The 23764-nt window shown below is 55.5% G+C and carries 22 protein-coding genes and 1 tRNA gene; 19 read left to right on the plus strand and 4 right to left on the minus strand.

Features of this window, described 5'->3' with window-relative positions; translation table 11 throughout:
• Positions 1–21 precede the first annotated feature (21 nt).
• Complete coding sequence (gene hemG, locus GT003_RS02340) at positions 22–1485, plus strand: protoporphyrinogen oxidase (RefSeq protein WP_161693976.1); 1464 nt, start codon at positions 22–24, stop codon at positions 1483–1485.
• A gap of 118 nt (positions 1486–1603) precedes the next feature.
• Here the strand turns inward: hemG and GT003_RS02345 are convergent, their stop codons facing one another.
• Positions 1604–2089: a phosphatidylglycerophosphatase A family protein gene (locus GT003_RS02345; protein ID WP_161694305.1), complete on the minus strand. Its 486-nt coding sequence runs from the start codon at positions 2087–2089 to the stop codon at positions 1604–1606.
• 223 nt (positions 2090–2312) lie between these two features.
• Between GT003_RS02345 and GT003_RS02350 the strand changes: the two genes are divergently transcribed.
• From GT003_RS02350 to rdgB, 3 genes are all read left to right on the plus strand, one after another.
• Positions 2313–3365: a GerMN domain-containing protein gene (locus tag GT003_RS02350; RefSeq protein WP_161693978.1), complete on the plus strand. Its 1053-nt coding sequence runs from the start codon at positions 2313–2315 to the stop codon at positions 3363–3365.
• Between the two features lie 139 nt (positions 3366–3504).
• Positions 3505–4251 carry a ribonuclease PH gene (rph, locus tag GT003_RS02355; protein ID WP_161693980.1) on the plus strand — a complete coding sequence of 249 codons (747 nt, stop codon included), beginning with the start codon at positions 3505–3507 and terminating at the stop codon, positions 4249–4251.
• Positions 4248–4886: an RdgB/HAM1 family non-canonical purine NTP pyrophosphatase gene (gene rdgB / locus GT003_RS02360; protein ID WP_161693982.1), complete on the plus strand. Its 639-nt coding sequence runs from the start codon at positions 4248–4250 to the stop codon at positions 4884–4886. Before rph ends, rdgB begins: the two co-directional genes overlap by 4 nt.
• 258 nt (positions 4887–5144) lie before the next feature.
• Here the strand turns inward: rdgB and asnB are convergent, their stop codons facing one another.
• On the minus strand, positions 5145–6989 hold the full coding sequence (asnB, locus tag GT003_RS02365) for an asparagine synthase (glutamine-hydrolyzing) (protein ID WP_161694307.1): 1845 nt from the start codon (positions 6987–6989) through the stop codon (positions 5145–5147).
• Positions 6990–7176: 187 nt separating this feature from the next.
• On the opposite strand from asnB, the gene GT003_RS02370 reads away from it, so the two are divergent.
• From GT003_RS02370 to GT003_RS02380, 3 genes are all read left to right on the plus strand, one after another.
• Positions 7177–7533 carry a hypothetical protein gene (locus tag GT003_RS02370; RefSeq protein WP_239565635.1) on the plus strand — a complete coding sequence of 119 codons (357 nt, stop codon included), beginning with the start codon at positions 7177–7179 and terminating at the stop codon, positions 7531–7533.
• Entirely contained in the window at positions 7530–7877 is a 348-nt protein-coding gene (locus tag GT003_RS02375; protein ID WP_161693984.1) for a hypothetical protein, read from the plus strand. The genes GT003_RS02370 and GT003_RS02375 overlap by 4 nt, the downstream gene beginning before the upstream one ends.
• Positions 7878–7983: 106 nt before the next feature.
• Positions 7984–9315, plus strand: coding sequence for a 5'-deoxyadenosine deaminase (locus GT003_RS02380; RefSeq protein WP_161693986.1), 1332 nt, complete (start codon positions 7984–7986; stop codon positions 9313–9315).
• 109 nt (positions 9316–9424) lie between these two features.
• Here GT003_RS02380 and GT003_RS02385 read toward each other — a convergent pair whose 3' ends face one another.
• The gene (locus tag GT003_RS02385) at positions 9425–10297 is read right to left on the minus strand and encodes an SDR family oxidoreductase (protein WP_161693988.1); all 873 of its coding nucleotides are present in this window, start codon (positions 10295–10297) and stop codon (positions 9425–9427) included.
• A gap of 463 nt (positions 10298–10760) precedes the next feature.
• On the opposite strand from GT003_RS02385, the gene GT003_RS02390 reads away from it, so the two are divergent.
• Genes GT003_RS02390 through GT003_RS02405 form a run of 4 tightly spaced genes read left to right on the plus strand, consistent with a single transcriptional unit; the run spans position 10761 to position 12466 of the window.
• On the plus strand, positions 10761–11393 hold the full coding sequence (locus GT003_RS02390) for a hypothetical protein (RefSeq protein ID WP_161693990.1): 633 nt from the start codon (positions 10761–10763) through the stop codon (positions 11391–11393).
• Positions 11390–11923, plus strand: coding sequence for an accessory gene regulator ArgB-like protein (locus GT003_RS02395; protein WP_161693992.1), 534 nt, complete (start codon positions 11390–11392; stop codon positions 11921–11923). The genes GT003_RS02390 and GT003_RS02395 overlap by 4 nt, the downstream gene beginning before the upstream one ends.
• A complete protein-coding gene (locus GT003_RS02400) occupies positions 11916–12038 on the plus strand; it encodes a cyclic lactone autoinducer peptide (protein ID WP_338045861.1) in 123 nt (40 codons plus the stop codon). Before GT003_RS02395 ends, GT003_RS02400 begins: the two co-directional genes overlap by 8 nt.
• 56 nt (positions 12039–12094) lie before the next feature.
• Positions 12095–12466, plus strand: coding sequence for a LytTR family DNA-binding domain-containing protein (locus tag GT003_RS02405; RefSeq protein WP_161693994.1), 372 nt, complete (start codon positions 12095–12097; stop codon positions 12464–12466).
• 199 nt (positions 12467–12665) lie between these two features.
• Here GT003_RS02405 and GT003_RS02410 read toward each other — a convergent pair.
• A tRNA-Arg gene (locus tag GT003_RS02410) sits at positions 12666–12742 on the minus strand.
• A gap of 330 nt (positions 12743–13072) precedes the next feature.
• Here GT003_RS02410 and GT003_RS02415 point away from each other — a divergent pair.
• From GT003_RS02415 to yihA, 8 genes are all read left to right on the plus strand, one after another.
• On the plus strand, positions 13073–13963 hold the full coding sequence (locus tag GT003_RS02415) for a hypothetical protein (RefSeq protein ID WP_161693996.1): 891 nt from the start codon (positions 13073–13075) through the stop codon (positions 13961–13963).
• Positions 13964–14054: 91 nt separating this feature from the next.
• On the plus strand, positions 14055–15356 hold the full coding sequence (gene tig, locus GT003_RS02420; RefSeq protein WP_161693998.1) for a trigger factor: 1302 nt from the start codon (positions 14055–14057) through the stop codon (positions 15354–15356).
• 271 nt (positions 15357–15627) lie between these two features.
• Entirely contained in the window at positions 15628–16209 is a 582-nt protein-coding gene (clpP, locus tag GT003_RS02425; protein ID WP_161694000.1) for an ATP-dependent Clp endopeptidase proteolytic subunit ClpP, read from the plus strand.
• Between the two features lie 49 nt (positions 16210–16258).
• A complete protein-coding gene (clpX, locus tag GT003_RS02430) occupies positions 16259–17515 on the plus strand; it encodes an ATP-dependent protease ATP-binding subunit ClpX (protein ID WP_161694001.1) in 1257 nt (418 codons plus the stop codon).
• A 101-nt stretch (positions 17516–17616) separates the two neighbouring features.
• Positions 17617–18738, plus strand: coding sequence for a flavodoxin-dependent (E)-4-hydroxy-3-methylbut-2-enyl-diphosphate synthase (gene ispG, locus GT003_RS02435; RefSeq protein WP_161694003.1), 1122 nt, complete (start codon positions 17617–17619; stop codon positions 18736–18738).
• A gap of 149 nt (positions 18739–18887) precedes the next feature.
• Positions 18888–20594: an ATP-dependent protease LonB gene (gene lonB, locus GT003_RS02440; RefSeq protein WP_161694005.1), complete on the plus strand. Its 1707-nt coding sequence runs from the start codon at positions 18888–18890 to the stop codon at positions 20592–20594.
• Between the two features lie 86 nt (positions 20595–20680).
• A complete protein-coding gene (gene lon / locus GT003_RS02445) occupies positions 20681–23035 on the plus strand; it encodes an endopeptidase La (RefSeq protein ID WP_161694007.1) in 2355 nt (784 codons plus the stop codon).
• A gap of 18 nt (positions 23036–23053) precedes the next feature.
• Positions 23054–23683 (plus strand): ribosome biogenesis GTP-binding protein YihA/YsxC, encoded by a 630-nt coding sequence (gene yihA, locus GT003_RS02450; protein WP_161694009.1) that lies wholly within the window; start codon positions 23054–23056, stop codon positions 23681–23683.
• Positions 23684–23764: the final 81 nt, after the last annotated feature.

Genomic DNA, 23764 nt, shown 5'->3' on the forward strand with positions numbered 1-23764 from the left:
AAGACAGAGGAGATGAACCGCATGCGGAGTAATGGTAAGCTGGATCGTTTTGTCGTCATTGGCGGAGGGATCAGCGGACTCAGCTCCGCTTTTTATTTGTTGAAAGAAGCGGAGCTGCGGGGACGGAAAGCGCTGGTGACGGTCGTCGACCCGTCGGAGCGGATCGGCGGCAAGATCGATACGCTGCGCAAGCAAGGCTTCGTGATCGAGAAAGGACCGGATTCCTTCCTGGCGCGCAAGACGGCGATCGTGGACCTGGCTTTCGATCTCGGCATTCAGGACGAATTGACGGGCACGAACCCTGCCGCGAAGAAAACGTACATCCTTCACCGCGGCAAGCTGCATCCTATGCCCCCGGGGCTGGTGCTGGGCGTTCCGACCGAGATCATGCCCTTTGCCAAGACGGGCTTGATCTCATGGGGAGGCAAGCTGCGGGCGTTGATGGATTTCGTTCTTCCTGCCAGCAAGGCGGAAGGGGACGAGTCCGTCGGCGAATTTCTGACGCGGCGCGTCGGACCGGAAGTGATGGAACGGATCGCGGAGCCGCTGCTCGCGGGCATCTACGCCGGCGACCTGAGCAAGCTGAGCTTGCAGTCGACGTTCCCGCAGTTTCGCGAGGCGGAACGCCGGCATGGCAGTCTGATTCGCGGAACGCGCGCGAACAGGCGCAAGGGCGCCGCGGCGCCGGCAGCGCCGAACCGGCTGCCGAAGCATTTGCAGAACAGCATGTTCTTGACGTTCAAGAACGGTTTGGCGACGATGCTGGAAGCGCTGACCGACGCATTGGCGGGCGCGGAAAGCCGGTTTGGCCTCAAGGCGGTCGCCTTCAGGCAGAATGAACCGGGGGACAAGCAGGCGACGGCGCCGTACGAGGTGCTGATGAGCGACGGCGAGATTCTGGAAGCCGACGGCATCGTCATCACGGCCCCGGCTCATGACGCTGCCGATCTGCTGGAACCGCATATTCCGGTCGATGCGCTGCGGGCGGTCAATTACGTATCCGTCGCGAACGTCGTCATGGCGTTCGACAAGGCATCATTCGGCATGGAATTCGACGGCTCGGGCTTCGTCGTGCCGCGATCCGAGGGAACCACGATTACGGCGTGTACCTGGACATCGGCCAAATGGCTCCATTCCAGCCCGGACGACAAGGTGCTGCTGCGCTGCTACGTCGGGCGCGCGAACGACGAAGAAGTCGTCGATTTGCCGGACGAGGACCTGAAGGAAGCGGTTCGGCGCGATATCCGGAACGTGCTGGGCATTACGGCGGAACCGATCTTCACGGAGATCACCCGCCTTCACCGTTCCATGCCGCAATATCCGGTCGGACATGTGCAGGCAACCGCCAAGCTGCGGGCGCAGCTGCGATCACAGCTGCCCGGCGTATGGGCGGCGGGCGCCGCGTTCGACGGCGTCGGCCTTCCCGACTGCATTCGGCAGGGCAAGGAATCGGCGAGAATCGTTTACGATGCCGTCATGAAATAATTCCTTTTCAAAGCATTTGGTTATGCTTCATTGAACTGCCTACGAAAGAAGATCGCCCCCTGCGAGGCCAATCGGCCAAGCGGAGGGCGATCTTTTTTGATTCGCAGCGTTATCGATCTCAGTCGAGCGGCGGTCCGATATGGCCTTCGCGCTCGGCCTGCTTGCGGTGGGCGAGCCGGCTGCTGGCCGCTGCCGCGATGGCGCCGACGATATCGTCCAGGAACGTATGGCAGGCCGCGTCGTGCTTGTCGTTCAACTTCTTCAGGATCCCCGGCTTCAGCTTATCGACGTAACCGAAGTTGGTGAAGCCGATACTGCCGTAGACGTTGACGATGGACAAGGCCAGCACCTCGTCGCAGCCGTATAAGCCTTCGTCGTTCTCGATCATTTCTTGCAGCGGCGGCAGCAGCTTGCCTTCTTCGGCGAGCAGGTCGAGCTGGATGCCCGTCAAGACGGCATTTTGCACCTCGCGTTTGCTGAGCACGGCTTCGACATATTGCCCGCATTCCTCGAGCGTAAGGTCGGGATAATAATCCTTCTGAAGAAAGATGACGAGCTCGGCGATTTGCCCGATCGTTACGCCGCGTTTTGCGAGCCACTCCATGGTGGCCCCCGCGATGGTTCTGCTGTTGAGCTGGTACGTCTCGGACTTGGTCAATGCCAACACCCCTTGTCTCAAAATAGTGGACAAAACTGGTCTAATTGAATTGGACAGCTCGTATACATAGTACTACAAAGCGGGACTTGTACCAAAGGGGCAGCATGCCGCGGGTTTGCGAATGACAGTAGGATTCACCATGTATCCAAAAATGGGGAGGAAATGTTGAATGACACATTATCGCCTGTTTCGCCGGGCAGCGCTTGCCGGGGCTTTGGCTCTGCCCATCTTGACGACCGGCTGCGGATTGTTCTCCCAGCCTGCCAGCGAATCGATCGATCCGCCGCCGAGCAGCACGCAGAACGTCAGCACGGACCTTGATCCGGGACAAGTCACCGCCCAGAGCGGCCAGACGCAAATGACTTTGTATCTGCGCGACCGCAATGGCTTGCTCGCGCCGATCTCCGTCTTTACGACCTTAGGCCAAGACGAGAAGCCGGGTCAAAAAGCGCTTGAAATGATGGTAGACGGCAGCGCGTACTCGAATGAGATTCCGGACGGCTTCACGGCCGTATTGCCGAAAGGCACGACCATCAAGCAGCTGTCGATCATTCCCGACCAGAAGCAGGCCGTCGTCGATTTCTCCAAGGAATTCGCCGATTACAGCGCGGCGGATGAACGCAAGATCGTGGAGGCCGTCATCTGGACGCTGACCAGCCAGCCGGACATCCAGAACGTGAAAATTTGGATGGAAGGCAAGGAGCTGACGGCGATGCCGAAGGATGCAATGCCGATCGACGAACCGCTGACGCGCGCGGTAGGCATCAACCTCGAAGCGGCCAGCGGCGTCGATTACAGCACCTCGGCTCCGGTCACCATCTATTTCTCCGCGGTATCGCCGGACAATGTGCCTTATTACGTGCCGGTTACGAGACTCGTGAACCGCAGCAACAACAGAGCCAAAACGGCGATCGAGCAGCTGATCAGCGGGCCGATCGGCGATCTCCCGCTTAACGCGGTCATGACGCCGGACGTGATCGTGAAGAACGTCACGAAAGCGAAGGACGTCGTGACGGTCGAGCTGCAGGATGACGGCTATCAAGCCGGACAACCGGAGCCGGCCGAGATGCTGCAAGCCGTCGTGCTCTCCTTGACCGAGAATACCGGCCTCAGCAAAGTACAGATCAAGCTGAACGGCAAATCGGACTTCGTTGATTCCAACAACCAGACGTACACGGAGCCGGTCAGCCGTCCGGAACACGTGAACGCCTTCAAATCCTAATCCAGCACCGATCCGCCCCGGGCGAATGAAGGATCCGCCTCCGGGGCGGATCTTTTTTATGCGGTCCGAGCGGCAAAGATGTTTTTCCCTGCAGCTTTTGGTAAAATGGTTTGGACCCATTAACAGGAGGATTATCGATATGAGATTGGACGGAAGACAGGCGGACGAGCTTCGCCCTGTTACGATTACGCTGCAACCCAACAAATACGCGGAGGGCTCCGTTCTTATCGAGTTCGGCGATACCAAGGTGCTTTGCACCGCGTCGATCGAAGAGCGCGTGCCGCCATTCATGAAGGGACAAGGCAAAGGCTGGATCAACGCGGAGTACGCCATGCTGCCCCGGGCCACGCAGGTTCGCAACCACCGTGAATCGGCGAAGGGCAAGCTGACGGGACGCACGATGGAAATCCAGCGGTTGATCGGGCGGTCGCTTCGCTCGGTCGTGGATTTGCAGGCGCTCGGGGAACGCACGGTTACGCTGGACTGCGACGTGCTGCAAGCGGACGGGGGAACCCGGACGACCTCCATTACGGGCGCGTTCGTCGCGCTGGCGCTAGCCGTGGACAAGCTGAATCGGAATCATGCGTTCGCGAAATACCCGATTACGGATTTTCTGGCTTCGGTCAGCGTCGGCGTCATCGGCGAACGCACGCTGCTCGACCTTAATTATGAAGAGGATTCCAAGGCGAAAGTCGATATGAACGTGGTCATGACCGGCGCCCGCAAGTTCGTCGAGGTACAAGGCACGGGCGAGGAGGCGCCTTTCTCGCGCGACGAGCTGAACACGCTGCTCGCATCCGCGGAAGAAGGCATTGCCAGCCTGATTGCCAAGCAGCGGGACGCGCTCGGCGAGAAGGGCAGCCGAATCGGGACGGCCGTCGTATGAAGCGGGGAGAGACGGTTGTCGTCGCCACCAAGAATGCCGGCAAGGTGAGGGAGTTCGCTCATGCCTTCGGCCAACTCGGCATCGAGGTCGTCAGCATGTTCGACTATCCCGCGCTGCCGGATGTCGTCGAGGATGGGACGACCTTCGCGGAGAATGCGCGCAAGAAGGCGCGCGAAGTAGCGGAGGCGCTGGGCTTGCCGGTGCTCGCCGACGATTCCGGACTCGAAGTCGCTGCGCTGGGCGGCGAGCCGGGCGTCTATTCCGCCCGGTATTCCGGCGAAGGCGCGACGGATGAACGCAATAACGAGAAGCTGCTGCGCGAGCTCGCTCGGACATCGAACGCCGGCGAGGCGCCGGAGCGCTTGCCGGACGGCACGAAGCTGTTGAGCGAAGCGAGGTTCGTATGCGCGCTGGCTCTTTACGACCCGGCGGCAGGGACATTTGCCGAGAGCGAAGGCGATGTGGCCGGCTATATCATGGATAAGCCGAGAGGGGATGGCGGCTTCGGCTACGACCCGCTATTTTGGGTGGCAGGCGCGCGGCGAGGCATGGCGGAGATGACGAAGGAAGAGAAGCAGGCGATCGGCCACCGCGGCCAGGCGCTTGCCCGCCTGCTTGCCAAGCTGGAGGTTTAGTTCGCCAACGGCTTGTCCTTCGATTGTTCGGCGTTATGAAGGACATGCTGCTTCCTAGCAGGCCTTTCATCAGGTACTACCAAGCGCGCGACCCGTTCAGGCGCACGTGTATTCATTAGAAAACCCCCGTACGCAAGCAAGGATGCAGCGAGTTCGGATATCGAACATCGCCTGCCGCCTTCCTTTGCGGACGGGGGTTTTACTTCGTTGCACGGCATCGGGAGAATCGGAGGATCGAATAACGGCCGAAGATTCGGATTATCGGATGCTTACGTGATAGTCGCGGAGCCACATATCGACCTGAAGCAGATAAGCGAACAGCTGCGGACCGGACATCAGCTGTCCGAACCAAGGGAGATTGGAGCTCGCTTCTTGGGATTCCGCCAGCTGGCGGATCTTCTTCACGTTAATGAGAGGGAGGAGCGGAGAGGTGCCCTCGTTGATGATTTCCAGCAGCTGCGTGCGCACGGCGTTCAGGTAGTTCGGGTTATGCGTCTTCGGATACGGGCTTTTTTTGCGATACAGCACGTCATTCGGCAGCACGCCCTCCAAGCCCTTGCGCAGAATGCCTTTCTCGCGGTCGCCGGCGGTCTTGATTTCCCAGGGGATATTGTAGACGTATTCGACCAGGCGATGATCGCAGAAAGGCACGCGCACCTCGAGGCCGACCGCCATGCTCATGCGATCCTTGCGGTCGAGCAGCGTCGGCATGAAGCGGGTAATGTTGAGGTACGACATCTGCCGCATCTTGCGCGTGCTCTCGTCTTCGCCGGGCAGATGCGGAACCTCCGCGACGGCGTCGAGATACCGGTCGCCGATATACTCCAGCGGCCTGATCCAGGCAGCGACGTCCTGCGAGAGCAGATCTGCCCGCATGCCCGCAGCCAGCGACCACGGGAACGTTCCGGCGTTGAGCGCTTCTTCGCGGTGAAACCACGGATAGCCCCCGAATATTTCGTCCGCTGCCTCGCCGGAGATCGCCACGGTCGCTTCTTTCTTGATTTCCCGGCAAAACAAGAGGAGCGACGAGTCCACGTCGGCCATGCCGGGCATGTCGCGCGCCGTCATCGCCTCATGGAGCGCCGTCACGAGCTGCGGCGTATCGATTACCGTCCCATGGTGAATGGTGCCCAGATGCGTGGTCATCCGCTGGATCCAAGGCGCGTCCGCATTCGGTTGGAACGCATGCGATTTGAAATGCTTGTCGTTATCGACGTAATCGACGGAGAACGTATGGACGGTTCCCTGTCCGGTTTCTTTATAATAATTGACCGCGAGCGACGTAAGCGCGCTGGAGTCGAGCCCGCCGGAGAGTAGCGTGCAAAGCGGTACGTCCGAGACGAGCTGGCGCTCGACCGTATCCTTCAGCAGGTCGCCGACGGAGCGGGCGGTTTGCTCGACGGTCTCCGTATGCGGGCGGCTCTCGAGCTTCCAATAATGCGTCACGCGGAGGCCGGCGCGGTTAACGATCGCGCACTGGCCGGGCAGCAGCTCCGTTAGGTCGCGATAGACGCCGACGCCCGGCGTTCTCGCCGGTCCGACGATGAATATCTCCGCCAAGCCCTCGGGTCCGATCTCCGGCTTTACGGCGGGATGCGCCAGCAGCGCCTTCGGCTCAGACCCGAAGATGAAGCGGCCCAGCTGACGGGAGAAGAAGAACGGTTTGACCCCGAGCCGGTCGCGGGCGATGAACAGCTGCTCCTCGCGGGAATCCCACAGGGCAAAGGCGAAGATGCCGTTGAATTTCTCCACGCAGGACGGTCCCCACTCCATATAGGCAACGAGCAGCACCTCGGTATCGCAGGTCGTCGTAAACCGGCGTCCGCGGCCCTCCAGCTCTTTCTTCAGCTCCGGCGCGTTATAGAGCTCCCCGTTGTAGACGAGGACATACGTATCGTCGTCGGCGGTGCGAACCATCGGCTGCGCTCCGTTTGCGGGATCGATGACCGAGAGTCTGCGGTGGCCGAGCGCGCAGTGCGGCGAGATCCAGGTACCGGAGGCGTCCGGGCCGCGGTTTGCCAGCGTCTCGGTCATTTTCTCCAGGATAATGGATTGTTTCGTCAGGTCGGCGGTCCAGTCGATCCAGCCCGTGAATCCACACATGGTATTCATTCCTTTCTGGCTGCAAGGTTAAAAACAGCGATACTAGAATGGTTATGCCGATAAATTGGATAAAATGTCTGTCCGCCGGGGGATGCTAGACCTAGGATTATGCTTTCGAAGCAGTTTTTTTCCTTGCCTTTTGACCGGCTACAAGCTGCACGCACAAAGCTTTTAGGAGGAGTTTCCCATGATGGCTAACGAGCATGAGGCATCCGCGTATGAACGCAAAACGTATTACGTATCCGTCCAGGCAGGATCGATTCTCGAAGACCCGACCGCGACGTCTTACGAGCTTGTCATAACCGCGAATGAAGAAGAATTAAATCGGCTGCAGGAGCTGTTCGAAGAGCTGGCTTCCATGGACGAGGCGCAAACGGCCGTCTACGGCTTGACCCCGTTCAGCTCGGCAAGCGACAAACAAATCAATGCCGGTACGGACGGCTTGCTCGAGGATATTTACCGCTTGCTCTACGAGCTCGGCACGGATGAAACGAAGCGCCATGTGGCAACGATGGGGCTGTTTCCCGAAGGGAGCCTGCAATGATCGTGACGGAAGCGCACGTAAGACGAGCGGCGGATCGCGACGGCCTGCATTGCGCGGAGGTCGAGGTACATACGAGCGAGGCGCAGAATCAAGATCTGCTCGCGTATTTCGGTCAATCCGCGGACAATGATTTCGATATGATCGCCGTCGTGAACAACGACGCCAGAAGCGATATCGACTGGTACGACAATAATATGCATCAGGCTTTCACGGATATCACCGACGACCTGTTCGATACCCCGACGATGAAGACGGATTGGGGCGAGCGGGAATCGTTCAAGGAGCAGGTGCTCTCTTATCCGGGCGTGCGGGCGGATATTCGGCGATTGATGGATTGGTCTTGATTGCGTGGGTCAGTAAATCATTCTCTACTGGGCTTCCATCCATGATATAATGTCAGCATAGTTAACACGGATGCTTGCGATTATTCGATGGAAGCGGGGAAATTCCATGAGAATGACTTTACTGCGCGACGTGACGATCGTCACGATGAATGATAGGGACGAGATACTTACCGGAGATGTTATGTTCGATAAGGATATCATCGTTTCTGTCGGCTCCCGGATTACGTCGTATGACCCGGAGACGACTGCCGTTATTGAAGCAAAGGGAAAGCTGCTGCTGCCCGGCTTCGTCCAAACCCATATCCACCTTTGTCAAACCCTTTTCCGGGGGCAAGCCGACGACATGGCGTTAATGGACTGGCTGCGCAAGCGGATTTGGCCGCTCGAGGCGGCGCATGACGAAGAGTCCGTCTACTATTCCGCGCTGCTCGGGATCGGCGAGTTGCTGCGAAGCGGCACGACGACGATTCTCGATATGGAGACGGTCAGCCATACGGATTTCGCGTTTCAAGCGCTTGCGGCAAGCGGAATTCGAGCGATTTCCGGGAAAGTGATGATGGACGATGGAGGAGACGTGCCCGCGGGACTGCAGGAGGATACGGACCGTTCGCTCGCCGAAAGCACGGCGCTGCTCGAGAAATGGCATGGACATGACGGCGGTCGACTGCAATACGCCTATAGCCCGCGCTTTGTCGTATCCTGCTCCGAGCGTTTGTTGACGGAGGTCAGGGACCTGTCGGCGAAACATCAAGTGCTCGTGCATACCCATGCGGCGGAAAATCTCGAAGAGATCGAACTGGTCATGCGGCAGCGAAGCATGCGCAATATCGTCTATTTGGATCACCTCGGCCTTACTTCGCGACGGCTCGTGCTGGCGCATTGCATTTGGCTGGACGACGAAGAGCGGGAGATCCTCAGGCGGACCGGAACGCGGATGACGCATTGTCCGGGTTCGAACCTCAAGCTGGCATCCGGCATCGCGCCCGTGCCGGATCTGTTGGAGCAAGGCATCCATATCGGCATCGGCGCGGACGGCGCGCCGTGCAACAATACGCTGGATATGTTTCAGGAGATGCGCTTGACCGCGCTGCTTCACAAAGTCCGCTGCGGCCCGGAAGCGATGAACGCGCGGACCGTCCTTCGAATGGCGACGATCGGCGGCGCGCGCACGCTTGGCCTGGACCATCTGATCGGCAGCATCGAGCCGGGAAAGAAGGCCGACCTGGTTTTGCTCGATTTGGATGACTTCCATACTTTTCCTTCCTATGAAGCCGACCCCTATTCGCGGGTCGTGTATGCGGCGTCGAGAGGGAACGTGCAGGACGTATGGATCGACGGCAAGCTTGTCGTGGAGAACGGTCGCGTCAAGACGGTTGACAGAGGAATCGTGCTCCGCGAAGCGGACCGGTCCATCGCGCGGCTGCTGAAGCGGATCTGAATCAATCTATTCGTAACGAATGGATATAGTGGACACAAAAAAGCCGGGAGCGACTACCATGCATGGCTGCATGATAACGCTGCCGGCTTTTACGTTTTTGAGACGGCGGTTAGCCGTTGACGATTTCGCCGCCATTGATGTGAATGACTTGGCCGCTGACGTACGAGGAGTCGGAGCAAGCCAAGTACACGTAGGCCGGGGCCAGTTCTTCAGGCTGGCCCGCGCGCTTCATCGGCGTGTCGGCACCGAATTTGGCGACCTTGTCCGCGTCGAAGGTCGACGGGATAAGCGGCGTCCATATCGGACCCGGGGCCACGGCGTTAACCCGGATACCCTGTTCGGCGAGATTCATGGCGAGCGAACGGGTGAAGGAGACGATCGCGCCTTTGGTCGAGGAATAATCGAGCAGTGTCGGGCTGCCGTGATAAGCCGTGATGGAAGCCGTATTAATGATCGCCGAGCCTGCTTTCAGATGCGGCATCGCGGCCTGCGTGATATAGAACATGCCGAATATATTCGTCTTGAACGTCCGCTCGAGCTGCTCCGGCGTAATCTGCTCCAGCTTATCCTGGGGGTGCTGCTCTGCCGCGTTGTTTACGACGATGTCCAGTCCGCCGAGCTTGGCGGCAATGTCATTCACCGCGCTTTTGCAAAAGGCGGGATCCCCGATATCGCCCGCGACAGCCAGGCATTTGCGCCCAAGTCCTTCGATCAGGCTCTTCGTCTCCCCGGCATCGTCGTGCTCGTCCAGGTATAAGACGGCGACGTCCGCGCCTTCTTTGGCGAAGAGGAGCGCGACAGCCCGCCCGATCCCGCTGTCGCCGCCGGTGACGACGGCAACCTTGCCTGCGAGCTTGCCCGCTGCTTTATAGGATTCGGATTGGAACTGGGGCCTCGGATTCATCTCGCTCTCCAAACCGGGCTGCCGGTTTTGATGCTGAGGGGGGAACGAGGTCGGCCGGTTGCTTTGCTGCTTGGTCATAAGAGATCTCTCCTTCGATGTAAAGTGGTTGCCTGCACGGATTTGTTCGATGGACATACGGAAACAAGCCTTCGTTTGCGACTTGTTTCTCCAACGTTCGCTGTGCGCAATTTGTCTATTTTGCTTCGGTCTTCCTTTATTTAAACATTTGGCTGCTTATCCTAACGCAATCATCCTTGTCATCCCGTGGGCATGAAAATAGGCCGGATCGGCGCAAGCAGGCTGAAGGCCTAAATATGATTTCGATTTTATAAGCTTCAATGTGTAAAAACAGGCGGTATTTGGCGAATATTCGCTTGTACCAAACATGGAGGTGTAATAAGATGTAAATTGAGAAATGCAATTTTTAGGTGGGACTAAAGTAGTGAGTTGACAAAGTCTGAAGCTTTTTCGCTTATCGCCTGATCCGAATGAAAACATACGATTTCCTTATACGAGATAAAATTGAAGGGTCCGATAGCAGATGACTGACTTTGCCTTTTTTATGTTTTTCTCCACGCTGGAGGGAATTTCTCTCTACACGCTCGCGTTATATTGTTTTCGCGTCAATTTCGAACGTTATTTCTGGCACTCCATCCTGATTATCGAATTGATCAATTATCAGAATTACTTGACGAGGCATTTCAATGTCGAGGATGCATTCGCGGTAGCGCCTATCGTCAATCTGGTCATTACGATGCTATTTTTCAAAACGATCGTCCGAGTCCCCTTAATCTGGTCCATCTTTATGACGCTGACGGGCTTTGCTTTTTTCATGGCCATACAGACGATTATCGTGTACTCGGTTTTCGGCGGGGTTTCCCATATGCAGGATAAGGAGATTTACGGGTATTTCGTTCAGCTGCTGACAGGAGCCATTTGTTACGGAGGCAGCAGATTTCTTTATCTGAAGGGCTATGGATTTACGTTTGACTTGGAGAAGCTGCGTTTATGGGGAGAGGGGATGATTGTCACCTTGCTCATCGTTATTCTGATCGTCGGCTTCATTTACTTGATTTTCCAACAAAACTTATTTTGGAATCTTGTCGGTTCTCTTGCCGGTTTGTTCATTTTTCTTTATTACTCCGTTCGAAGGGAGAAAACACACGGCCTATGATCAAACGACTTTCGCTCGTTCTCGCCGCCCAAATCAAGCAGCGCGCTCCCGATCATCCCGGGAGCATAGCGGTAATGGCTTACTCGATCTCCTTCATCATTAATATGATGTCCGTCATCTTGCTTACTCTCTTGGCAGGAATCGCGACCGGCCATATCGAAGATACGATTACGGTACTTGTCGCGTTTGCTCTGCTGAGGCAAGCATCCGGCGGGTATCATTTGAAATCAGGCATCACCTGCATTGCGGTTTCGACAGCATTGCTATCCTTGCTCGCCCTCACCCCGAATCTGTCGGACGGACTTCTGCTTGCCGTGAATATCGTCAGCATTGCGATCGTCGCGATTTTTTCTCCATCCCAGATCGAGAAACAAACGCGGATTCCTCCACGTTATTTCCCACTTCTTAAGGCAATTTCTACCATCATCGTAGCAAGTAATTTTTTTATCGGTTCAAGCGTGCTGGCGGTTACGTTTTTGGCCCAGGCAGCTACACTCCTCATGAGAGGAGGTGTGAAAAATCGTGAATAAAAAAGCATTCAGCATGATCGCTACCGTTCTCTGCGGTCTGGCAACAGTAGTCGTGACGACTGCCAGCTGGCTGTACGTGCACCAAGAAGAAACGCCTGCCGAATTGCTCAAGTAGTCCGCAGGTTCCGTTCGCCGTGAACAGATATGTCGGAAAAGAGATGGTGAAGGGTTATGCTTCAATTAGCAGTAACTAGAGATATTGAAGGAGCTTCCGGATTCGTTAACATCCGCGTTGCAGATGTCTTCTATTTACAATCGGAGCAACCTTATGTCGTGATTCACACGAAAGATGCACTATTTTATGCTCCGGGCACGATCAAGTATTTTGCGCAAGCGCTTGAATCCAACGGGTACAATTTCTTTATTGCGGACCGGGGCTGCCTGATTAATGCCAACAACATTCGTCAGCTGGACAAGACGTATAACATCGCCTTTTTCGATACGGAATTGAATGACAAATCGAAACGATGCTACTTTTCCGGTCGTTGCAAGTCCGCATTGATTGAATTCGTTGCTGCCAAGACGGGATTGGTATTGAATTGATGCTTGTTGCATGTAAGCATGTCCGATCCTGGGACATGCTTTTTTGTTTCGGGGACGGTTCATAGAGAGTGGTTATTACGATGAGCCGAGAGAAATCGGATTGAGGACGTGAATAACGAAAAAAACCTCGAAACCCTTGGTGCTGCAGGGATTACGAGGCTCTCTATATTGTCATGCAATCGTGTCCTGAGTGTATGAATGGCGTCCCAGGAGGGATTCGAACCCCCGACAACACGCTTAGAAGGCGTGTGCTCTATCCAACTGAGCTACTGGGACACGTAGGAAGTATCATAGCATGCGAATAGTGATAATGCAACCATAAAATTCATTTTTTATACCATCCACATTCCAAACCCTGGCATTGAACGCAAACCAATCCGATGGCGGAATCCTGCATGGCAAGCTCTGGATTTGAACGCAAACCAATCGGACTGTTTCAAATACTACCGCTTCGGCCAAAATGGAAATGAACGGCAGGTAGTGTTATAATCGAACTCTATCCGAACAACAGGCCGGCAGGAGCACGGCAAACAAGGCGGTGATTCTATTACGACATCCAATTCATCCCATGACGACAGTAGAGAGAATGTCTATTTATTTCCCAGCATGTTGGATCAATACCAGAACCAATTAACCCGGCTGCTCGAGTCGGAGCAGTATGTCGAAGCCAAGAATTTGCTGCGCTTTCTGCTCAACTGCCAAGGGGAAGAGAAACGTCATTACGACGAGTGGAGCAATTTATTGACTTGGCTCGACGTCGCTTTTCCTACCTACGACAAATCGAGCGACGGGAGTTCTGCAGCACCCTACATAGAAGAAGACAATGACAATGAAGCAGCCTTGCGCGAACAGGCGCTTAGTCCCGCCGAGCATGACGAGGATTACGTCCAGCAAGTGCTTTATATCATGCAGCACCATCCGGTTGCGGACCAGCAGCTGCTGGCGCTGGAACGAGCGGCCTACTTAACCTATCCTGGCGTCGACGAAGTTATCTTGGCTTGGCTGACCGGCTCCGAACTTCATCCGCAGCTGCAGTTCAAAGCGCTCCAATGTTTGAAGAAGCGCGGCGCATCCGGCACGGTCGCGCTCGAGAGGCTGGGCGAGCACGTCGAGCTGGAGATCGAAGCGACACCGCTTTCGGAGGATGAATTCCCTTTGGTAGCGGCGAGAGTCGTCGAACGGGTCGAATCGGTAACGGAAGTCAACGAGGCATCGCTGCCGCATTTTGCGCGGGAATTGTGGAAAGAATGCCTGCAGTGCATCTACGGCACGTCTGCCTATAATCGCCTTCTGAATGACGACGACGATACGGTCGACTGCTATTCGGCTGCGCTTCACCAAGTATTGGAGTTGTCGCTTTACGGGCGCGTTAACGACGACGATGTCCGCGATACATACGGGATTACGGATGCCCTTCGCTTCAGATACGAGCAGGCTTGCCGCTCCTTGCGTCAAATCGTTCAATTTCGATTAGAAGATGGCGGGGACAAGTCTTGATATTCGGTGGAATGTTGATTATACTAGAATGGTTTATTACGGGTAAGATCTGACGCAGAAGCGTTATTTAATTTGGAGGGGAAAGCATAACATGACAGCAACTTGGGAAAAAATAGACAAGAATCTTGTCTCGATCAACGTAGAAGTTGAGGCAGGACAAGTTAATGAAGCGATCGACAAAGCATTCAAGAAGGTCGTTCAGAAAGTAAACGTGCCTGGTTTCCGTAAAGGCAAAGTACCGCGGGGCATTTTCGAAGCGCGTTTCGGCATCGAAAGCCTGTACCAAGATGCAATCGACATTTTGCTTCCTGATACGTATTCCGCTGCACTGAAAGAAACAGGCGTGTTCCCTGTTGACCGTCCTGAGATCGACGTAGAGCAATTCGCGAAAGGCGAGACGTTCAAGTACACCGCTAAAGTAACGGTTAAACCTGAAGTCGAGCTTGGCGAATACAAAGGCCTTGAAGTTCCTGCAGCTGAAGCTGAAGTAACGGAAGAGGAAATCGCGGCAGAACTTAACCGTCTGCAGCAGCGTCATGCTGAACTGACTGTCCTTGAAGAAGGCGCGGCAGAGAACGGCGACATCGCGGTTATCGATTTCGACGGTTATGTGGACGGCGAGGCCTTCGAAGGCGGCAAGAGCGAGCGTCATTCCTTGGAGCTTGGCTCCGGTTCGTTCATTCCGGGATTCGAAGAACAAGTCGTAGGCATGCAAACGGGCGATTTCAAGGACGTTGAAGTAACGTTCCCTGAGAACTACCAAGCGGAGCACCTTGCCGGCAAGCTTGCTGTCTTCAAAGTCAAAGTCCATGAAATCAAACGCAAAAACCTTCCGGCGCTTGACGACGAGTTCGCGAAAGACGTCAGCGAGTTCGATACGCTCGAAGAGTACAAGCAAGATCTGCAAACGAAGCTGGCTGAACGCAAATCGAAAGAAAACGAATCCGCTCGCGAAGCGGCTGTCGTAGAGAAAGCGGCTGAAGCAGCCGTTATCGACATCCCTGAAGCGATGATCGATTCCGAAACTTCTTTCATGCTTCGCGATTTCGAGAACCGCCTGAAGATGCAAGGCATGAACCTTGACCTGTACTACCAATTCTCCGGTCAAGACGAAGCTGCCCTGCGCGGTCAAATGCGCGGCGACGCAGAGAAACGCGTTCGCAATAACCTTGTTCTGGAGCAAATCGCCAAGAACGAAGGCATCGTTGTTAACGACGAGGATCTGAACGAAGAACTCGAGAACCTGTCCCAACAATACAGCCGTCCTGCCGAAGAACTTCGTTCGATTTTCGAATCCAACGGCAACTTGGATAATATCAAAGAAGACCTGGTGCTTCGCAAAACGATCAAGTTCCTGCTCGACAACAGCAAAACGGCTTCCGTTGTCGCCTAACTCAATTAACGTAAATTCTTGGATAAGGCACGTACCCACGTGCCTTATTTTATCCTCACCGAAGTTTTCGGAATTCAGGCAGGCTTCGATCGTCGTTTGCCGCGCCGCCTAAATCACGGTGTTTTGAATTCTTATGGCCAGGTAGGGAACAGTCACGTACATATGTCTTTGCCCGTATCGTATAATGTAGTATTCAGAAAAATGACATTGCATTCGGAACATGTTAGAATAAGTGTGATTTACAAGTCGATAACGAAAGAAGGTTGGTCGCATGAATCTGATACCAATGGTCGTTGAGCAAACGAATCGGGGAGAGCGTTCTTACGATATCTACTCCCGTCTTTTGAAGGATCGGATAATTTTTCTAGGAAGTGCGATCGACGACGATGTAGCCAATGCCGTCATCGCTCAGCTGTTGTTCCTGGCCGCCGATGATCCGGAGAAGGACATTCATCTGTACATTAACTCTCCGGGCGGTTCCGTAACTGCAGGAATGGGTATTTTCGATACGATGCAGTTCATTAAGCCGGATGTCTCGACCATCTGCGTCGGGCTGGCTGCAAGCATGGGTTCGCTGCTGTTGACGGCGGGCGCCAAAGGCAAACGCTTCGCGCTCCCGAACAGCGAAGTAATGATTCACCAGCCGCTTGGCGGCGTTCGTGGTCAGGCTTCCGATATCGCGATTCACGCGGATTGGATCTTGAAGACGAAGAAGAAACTGAACCAAATTCTGTCCGACCGCACGGGGCAGCCTTACGATCGCATCGACCGCGACACGGACCGCGACAACTTCATGAGCGCCGAAGAAGCTTTAAACTACGGCTTGATCGATAAAGTTGTCACGTCCCTCTAAGCGAAGTCCCTATAAATACAGGTGAACCAACAAGAAGGGGTGAAAACTCATGTTTAAATTCAATGACGAAAAGGGCCAATTGAAATGCTCTTTCTGCGGCAAGTCGCAGGATCAAGTGCGCAAACTTGTTGCCGGACCGGGCGTTTATATATGCGATGAATGTATCGAACTGTGCACGGAAATCGTCGAGGAAGAGCTCGGGCACGAAGAAGAGCTTGACTTGAAGGACATTCCGAAACCGCGCGATATCCGCAATATTTTGGATCAATACGTTATCGGACAGGAGCAAGCGAAAAAATCGCTTTCCGTAGCGGTCTACAACCACTACAAACGCGTGAATTCGCAAAGCAAACTGGAGGATGTCGAACTTCAGAAGAGCAATATCTTGCTCGTAGGACCGACAGGCTCCGGTAAAACGCTGCTGGCGCAAACGATGGCGAAGATTCTCAACGTGCCTTTCGCGATCGCGGATGCCACATCGCTTACCGAAGCAGGTTATGTCGGCGAAGACGTCGAGAATATTTTGCTGAAGCTGATCCAAGCGGCCGATTACGACGTGGAGAAAGCCGAACGCGGCATTATCTACATCGATGAGATCGATAAAGTGGCACGCAAATCCGAGAACCCGTCGATTACGCGCGACGTTTCCGGCGAAGGCGTGCAGCAGGCCTTGCTCAAAATCTTGGAAGGCACGGTTGCATCCGTACCGCCGCAAGGCGGACGCAAGCATCCGCACCAAGAATTCATCCAGATCGATACGACGAACATCCTGTTCATTTGCGGCGGGGCATTCGACGGCTTGGAGCAGTTGATCAAACGCCGGATCGGCAAGAAAGTCATCGGTTTCAATACGGCGGGCGACGGCCAAAAAGATCTGAAAGCAGGCGAATACCTGTCGATGGTGCTTCCGGAGGACTTACTCAAATTCGGGCTTATTCCTGAGTTTGTCGGTCGTCTGCCGGTCATCTCCACGCTGGAGCCGCTTGATGAAAGCGCGCTTGTTCGTATCCTCTCCGAGCCTAAGAACGCGCTCGTGAAGCAGTATCAGAAGCTGCTTGAGATGGATAACGTGAAGCTGGAGTTCGAAATGGCAGCACTGGAAGCCATCGCGAAAGAAGCGATCAAGCGGAATACGGGGGCGCGCGGTCTGCGTGCCATCATTGAAGGCTTGATGCTTGACGTGATGTACGAGGTGCCGTCGCGCGACGACGTCAGCAGCTGCCTCATCACGGAGAAGGTCGTTCAAGACCGAATCATGCCGGAGCTCGTTTCCAAGAAGGGCAAGAAGAAGGAAGAGAGCGCCTGATCCACTAAATAACACTTCAAATGTTTCCACCTCTGCCTGCCGCTTCTTTCATCATGCGGTTGGCAGGGGTGGACTTTGACGTTCATGGGAGAGGTTAGATCATGTATTTGCGTAAGGATACCGTTCCGGTAAAGGTTGGTCCGCTGACGATCGGCGGCAGCGACGAGGTCATTATCCAGAGCATGTGCACGACCAAGACAGCAGACGTGGAAGCGACCGTTGCCGAAATACTGCGGCTCGAAGAAGCCGGCTGCCAGATCGTCCGCGTCACCGTCAACAATAAGGAAGCCGCTGAAGCCATCAAAGAAATCAAGAAACGGATCCATATCCCGCTCGTGGCGGATATTCATTTCGACTATCGGTTGGCTTTGGCCGCCATCGAGAACGGGGTGGATAAGGTCCGGATCAACCCGGGCAACATCGGCCGCCGCGAGAAAGTCGAAGCGGTCGTGAAAGCCTGCAAGGAACACAATATTCCGATTCGGATCGGCGTAAATGCAGGCTCGCTTGAGAACCATCTGCTCGAGAAGTACGGCTATCCGACGCCGGAAGCCATGGTAGAGAGCGCCTTGTTCCATATCGGCATTCTGGAAGAGCTGGATTTCCACGATATTATCGTGTCGCTCAAAGCTTCCGATGTGCCGATGGCGATCGAAGCGTACCGCATGGCGGCGGAAGTGATCCGCTATCCGCTTCATCTTGGCATTACGGAAGCCGGGACGCTGCACACCGGCACGATCAAGAGCTCTGCCGGCATCGGCGCTCTGCTCGCGATGGGCATCGGCAATACGGTCCGCATCAGCTTAAGCGCCGATCCCGTGGAGGAAGTCAAGGTCGCGCGCGAGCTGCTCAAGACGTTCGGTCTGATCACGAACGCGGCAACGCTCGTTTCTTGCCCGACCTGCGGCCGTCTCGATATTGACCTGTTCTCGATTGCCAACGAGGTCGAAGACTACATCAGCAAGATCAAGGTACCGATCAAGGTATCCGTGCTGGGCTGTGCGGTAAACGGGCCCGGCGAAGCGCGCGAAGCGGATATCGGCATTGCTGGCGCCAGGGGAGAAGGCATGCTGTTCCGTTACGGGGAGATGATCCGTAAAGTGCCGGAAGCCGATCTGCTGTCCGAGCTCAAGAAAGAAATCGACGAGATCGTACGCGTCTTCGAGGAGACCGGCGAAATTCCCGGACGCAAGCATCAACCGGGTCCGCATGTAACGGCATGACCAACGCATTCAAACTTTAGTCGAATAGTGCGATTATTCCATCCGGCCGGGGGCAATACTGAAAAGTATACGCCCTGTGAGGCCGGATTTTTTTAGGTGCGGAATGAGCGGCAATGGGCTGCGCTTCCGTGACGAGAGGAGTAACGCAAATGAGTTTAAGCGTGGTTCTAATGTTTATTCAGGTGTTTTTCGCGATCGTGATCGGTCTGTATTTTTGGAATTTGCTTCGCAACCAGAAGACGAACCGGACGGCTGTCGACCGGGAGTCCCGCAAGGAAATGGATAAGCTCCGCAAGCTGCGCTCCGTATCGCTAACGAAGCCGTTGTCGGAGAAGACCCGGCCTCAGACGATCAATGACATCGTCGGCCAGCGCGACGGCCTCCGTGCGCTCAAGGCGGCTCTCTGCAGCGCGAATCCGCAGCATGTCATCATTTACGGCCCGCCGGGCGTCGGTAAGACCGCCGCTGCCCGCGTCGTGCTCGAAGAGGCCAAGAAGAACCCGACTTCGCCTTTTCTTGCGGATGCGAAGTTTACGGAGATCGATGCGACGACCGCTCGTTTCGACGAACGCGGCATTGCGGATCCGCTCATCGGGTCCGTGCATGATCCGATCTATCAAGGCGCCGGTGCGATGGGCGTAGCGGGCATTCCGCAGCCGAAGCCGGGCGCCGTGACGAAAGCTCATGGCGGCATGCTGTTTATTGACGAGATTGGCGAATTGCATCCCATTCAGATGAATAAATTGTTAAAAGTACTGGAAGACCGCAAGGTGTACCTGGAGAGCGCGTACTACAATTCGGAAGACACCAACATTCCGATGTATATACACGATATTTTTCAAAACGGGCTTCCTGCGGATTTCAGGCTTGTCGGCGCAACGACGCGGTCGCCCCAAGAGCTGCCGCCCGCGCTCCGTTCGCGCTGCATGGAAATCTATTTCCGGCCGCTGCTGCCGGACGAAATCTCGCAAATTGCCGTCAACGCGTTGAAGAAGATCGGTCTACCCCCTTCCCAGGAGGCGATCGACGTCGTGACGCGTTATGCCACTAACGGCCGCGAGGCGGTCAATGTCATTCAGCTTGCCGCAGGCTTGGCGCTGTCGGAGAAGCGCGAATTCATCACGGCTGCCGACGTCGAGTGGGTCGTGAACAGCAGTCAAATCCCTCCGCGTCCGGACAGGAAGGTGCCTTCTGCGCCGCAGATCGGTTTCGTAAACGGCCTGGCTGTTTATGGACCTAATATGGGTACGCTGCTTGAAATCGAAGTCAGCGCTATCGTTGCGCGTCAAGGGAAAGGCGTTTACACGATTACCGGGGTGGTGGACGAGGAAGAACTCGGCGGCGGAAGCAGCCGGACGCTCCGCCGCAAAAGTATGGCGAAGGGCTCCATCGAGAATGTGCTTACCGTGCTGAGACGGATGGGCATGAAGCCGGAGAACTATGATTTGCATATTAATTTCCCGGGTGGCACGCCGATCGACGGACCCTCCGCGGGGATCGCCATGGCAACGGCAATCGCGTCCGCCATCAAAGGCGAAGCGATCAACAACAAACTCGCCATGACGGGCGAGATGGGCATTCACGGAAACGTGAAACCCGTCGGCGGCGTGCTGGCCAAGGTAGAGGCGGCATTCCAAGCGGGCGCCGACACCGTCATTATTCCGCGGGAGAACTGGCAGGCGATTTTTGCCGATTTGCAAGGCGTGCAAGTGATTCCGGTGGATCATGTCGAGGAAGTATTCCGTCATGTGTTCGGCGCGGAATATATGGATGCGCCGGCGGCGGCGCCAGTCCAGTCTGCCGACGTTTTTATCGCGACGAGCCTGCCCTATTTGCAGGCGGATTCCGTTGAGTGATAAAATGGAGAAAGGCTTTAAGACTTAAGGCCGAAGTTTTCGGTCACGATAGGTGAACAGGAAACTTCAACGACGGAGGTGCTGGAATGGGACCTGCTAAATGGAAAGGTCGTCGATTGCCCCTGTTGCCCTTACGGGGGCTTCTTGTATATCCAAGTATGGTACTTCATTTGGATGTAGGACGCGAGAAGTCCGTGCGCGCGCTTGACCGCGCCATGCTGGACGATCACATGATCTTGCTTTGCTCGCAATCGGAAGTGAACATCGAGGAACCATCCCAGGAAGATATTTATCGGATCGGTACCGTGGCGAGAGTCAGACAAATGCTGAAGCTGCCCAACGGCACGATTCGCGTGCTCGTCGAAGGCGTCGTTCGCGCCGAGATCGTCGACTATTTGCCGACCGACGAGTTCTATGAAGTCTCGATCCGGGAGCTGCCGGAATCGGAAACGACGGACCCGGAGATCGACGCGCTGATGCGAACCGTACTGAATCAGTTCGAGCATTACATTAACCTGTCGAAGAAAGTAACGCCCGAGACGCTGGCCGCGGTCTCCGATATCGATGAGCCTGGCCGGCTAGCGGACGTCATCTCCAGTCATCTATCGCTGAAGATCAAGGATAAGCAGGATATCCTGGAGACGATCGATGTGCGGCAGCGTCTTGAGCGTCTGCTCGACATCCTGAACAACGAGCGCGAAGTGCTGGAGCTGGAGCGCAAGATTGGACAGCGCGTCAAGAAGCAGATGGAGAAGACCCAGAAGGAATACTATTTGCGCGAGCAAATGAAAGCCATCCAGAAGGAGCTCGGAGAGAAGGAAGGACGAGCAGGCGAGGTGGAAGAGCTTCGCACCCAGATGGCCGAGTCCGGCATCCCGGAGAAAGTCAGGGAGAAGGTCGAGAAGGAAATCGACCGGCTGGAGAAGATGCCTTCCACGTCTGCCGAAGGCGGCGTCATTCGCAATTATATCGATTGGTTACTCTCTTTGCCGTGGAACAAACAGACTGAAGATGACCTGGACGTCAACAAGGCCGAAGGCATCCTGAACGAGGATCACTACGGCCTCGAGAAACCGAAGGAACGGGTGCTCGAATATTTGGCCGTCCAGCAGCTCGTGAAAAAGCTGAAGGGGCCGATTCTCTGCCTCGTCGGGCCTCCGGGCGTCGGCAAGACCTCCATGGCGCGTTCGATCGCGAAGTCGCTCGGCCGTCAATTCGTCCGCATCTCGCTCGGCGGCGTGCGCGATGAAGCGGAAATCCGCGGTCACCGCCGTACGTATGTCGGTGCAATGCCGGGCCGCGTCATTCAAGGCATGAAGACGGCCGGCTCGCTTAATCCGGTATTCCTGCTCGACGAGATCGACAAGATGGCCATGGACTTCCGCGGCGATCCGGCTTCGGCGCTGCTCGAAGTGCTCGATCCGGAGCAGAACAACACGTTCAGCGACCACTTTATCGAGGTGCCGTTTGACTTGTCCAAAGTCATGTTCATTACGACCGCGAATGCGATCCATAACATCCCGCGTCCTTTGCTGGATCGGATGGAAGTGCTCTATATTCCGGGCTATACGGAATTGGAGAAGCTCCAAATCGCATCGCGCTATCTGCTGCCGAAACAGAAGAAGGAGCACGGACTCGAGGAGAATCAGATGCAATTGGCCGAAAGCAGCCTGCTGCAAGTGATCCGCGAGTATACCCGTGAATCGGGCGTGCGTAATTTGGAACAGCAGATCGCGGCGATCTGCCGGAAGGCGGCAAGGGCGATCGTGACTGACGAGAGCACGAACGAGATCGAAGTCGATTCCGCTAAAGTGAAGGAATGGCTTGGACCCGCTAAGTTCCGCTACGGCACGGCCGAAGTGGAAAATCAGGTAGGCGCCGTAACCGGCCTTGCTTGGACGGAGGTCGGCGGCGATACGCTTGTCATCGAGGTGACGGTGCTCCCGGGCAGCGGCAAGCTGACCCTGACGGGCAAGCTGGGCGATGTCATGAAGGAATCCGCTCAGGCTGCCTTCAGTTATACGCGCTCGCGGGCGAACGAGCTTGGAATCGACCCTCAGTTCCATGAGAAGAACGATATTCATATCCATATTCCCGAAGGCGCCATACCGAAGGACGGACCTTCAGCGGGCATCACGATGGCGACGGCGCTTATCTCGGCGCTGACAAACCGATACGTGAACAAAGAGGTCGCGATGACCGGAGAGATTACGCTGCGCGGCCGCGTGCTTCCGATCGGCGGGTTGAAGGAGAAATCGCTTGCCGCTCATCGGGCCGGCATCAAGAAAGTGCTGCTGCCGAAGGACAACGAGCGCGATCTTCGCGACATTCCGGACAGCGTGAAAGCGGACATGGAATTCGTGCCGGTCAGCACCATGGATGAAGTTCTCCAGCATGCCCTCACGGCCAACGAAGCGCAGGCACCGGTACAAACGCATTAGAAAGCAGGTTAACGAAACGTGAAAATTACGAACGTAGAATTTGTGATCAGTGCCGTCAGGCCCGATCAATACCCGGTGGATGACCTGCCAGAGTTCGCTCTGGCAGGGCGTTCCAACGTCGGTAAGTCGTCTTTGATCAACAAAATGATCATGCGCAAGGGGTTAGCCCGCACGAGTGCGCAGCCTGGCAAGACGCAGCAGCTGAACTATTATCGCGTGAACGAACGCGTCTACTTGGTCGATTTCCCGGGATACGGTTATGCGAAGGTGTCCAAGGTGCAGCGAGCGCAATTCGGGACGATGATCGAGACGTTCCTGGGCGATCGCGACCCGCTCCGAATGGTGCTCCTTATCGTCGATATCCGGCATTCGCCGTCTAAGGACGATATCCTGATGTACGATTGGCTGAAGCATTACGAGATTCCGGTATGCGTCGTGACCACGAAGGCGGACAAAGTGCCGAAGAGCCAGTGGCCGAAGCAGGTGAAGATGATCAAGACGGAGCTGGGTTTCCATCCCGAGGATCGTCATGTCCTGTTCTCGTCCGAGACAGGTCTTGGCCGCGAGGAGCTTTGGGCCATTATTGACGAGGTAATCGCGGAAACAAGCGAAGAAGCGGAAGAAACCGAAGAAGTTTCAATCGAATAGCGAGGATAACGCATATAAGCACGGACTCATTGTGAAATCTCCTTAATTATTCAGAAATATGCGAGAATATCGCGGCTGGGC

It is taken from the genome of Paenibacillus sacheonensis (assembly GCF_009909195.1).
In the GTDB taxonomy this organism is placed as follows: domain Bacteria; phylum Bacillota; class Bacilli; order Paenibacillales; family Paenibacillaceae; genus Paenibacillus_Z; species Paenibacillus_Z sacheonensis.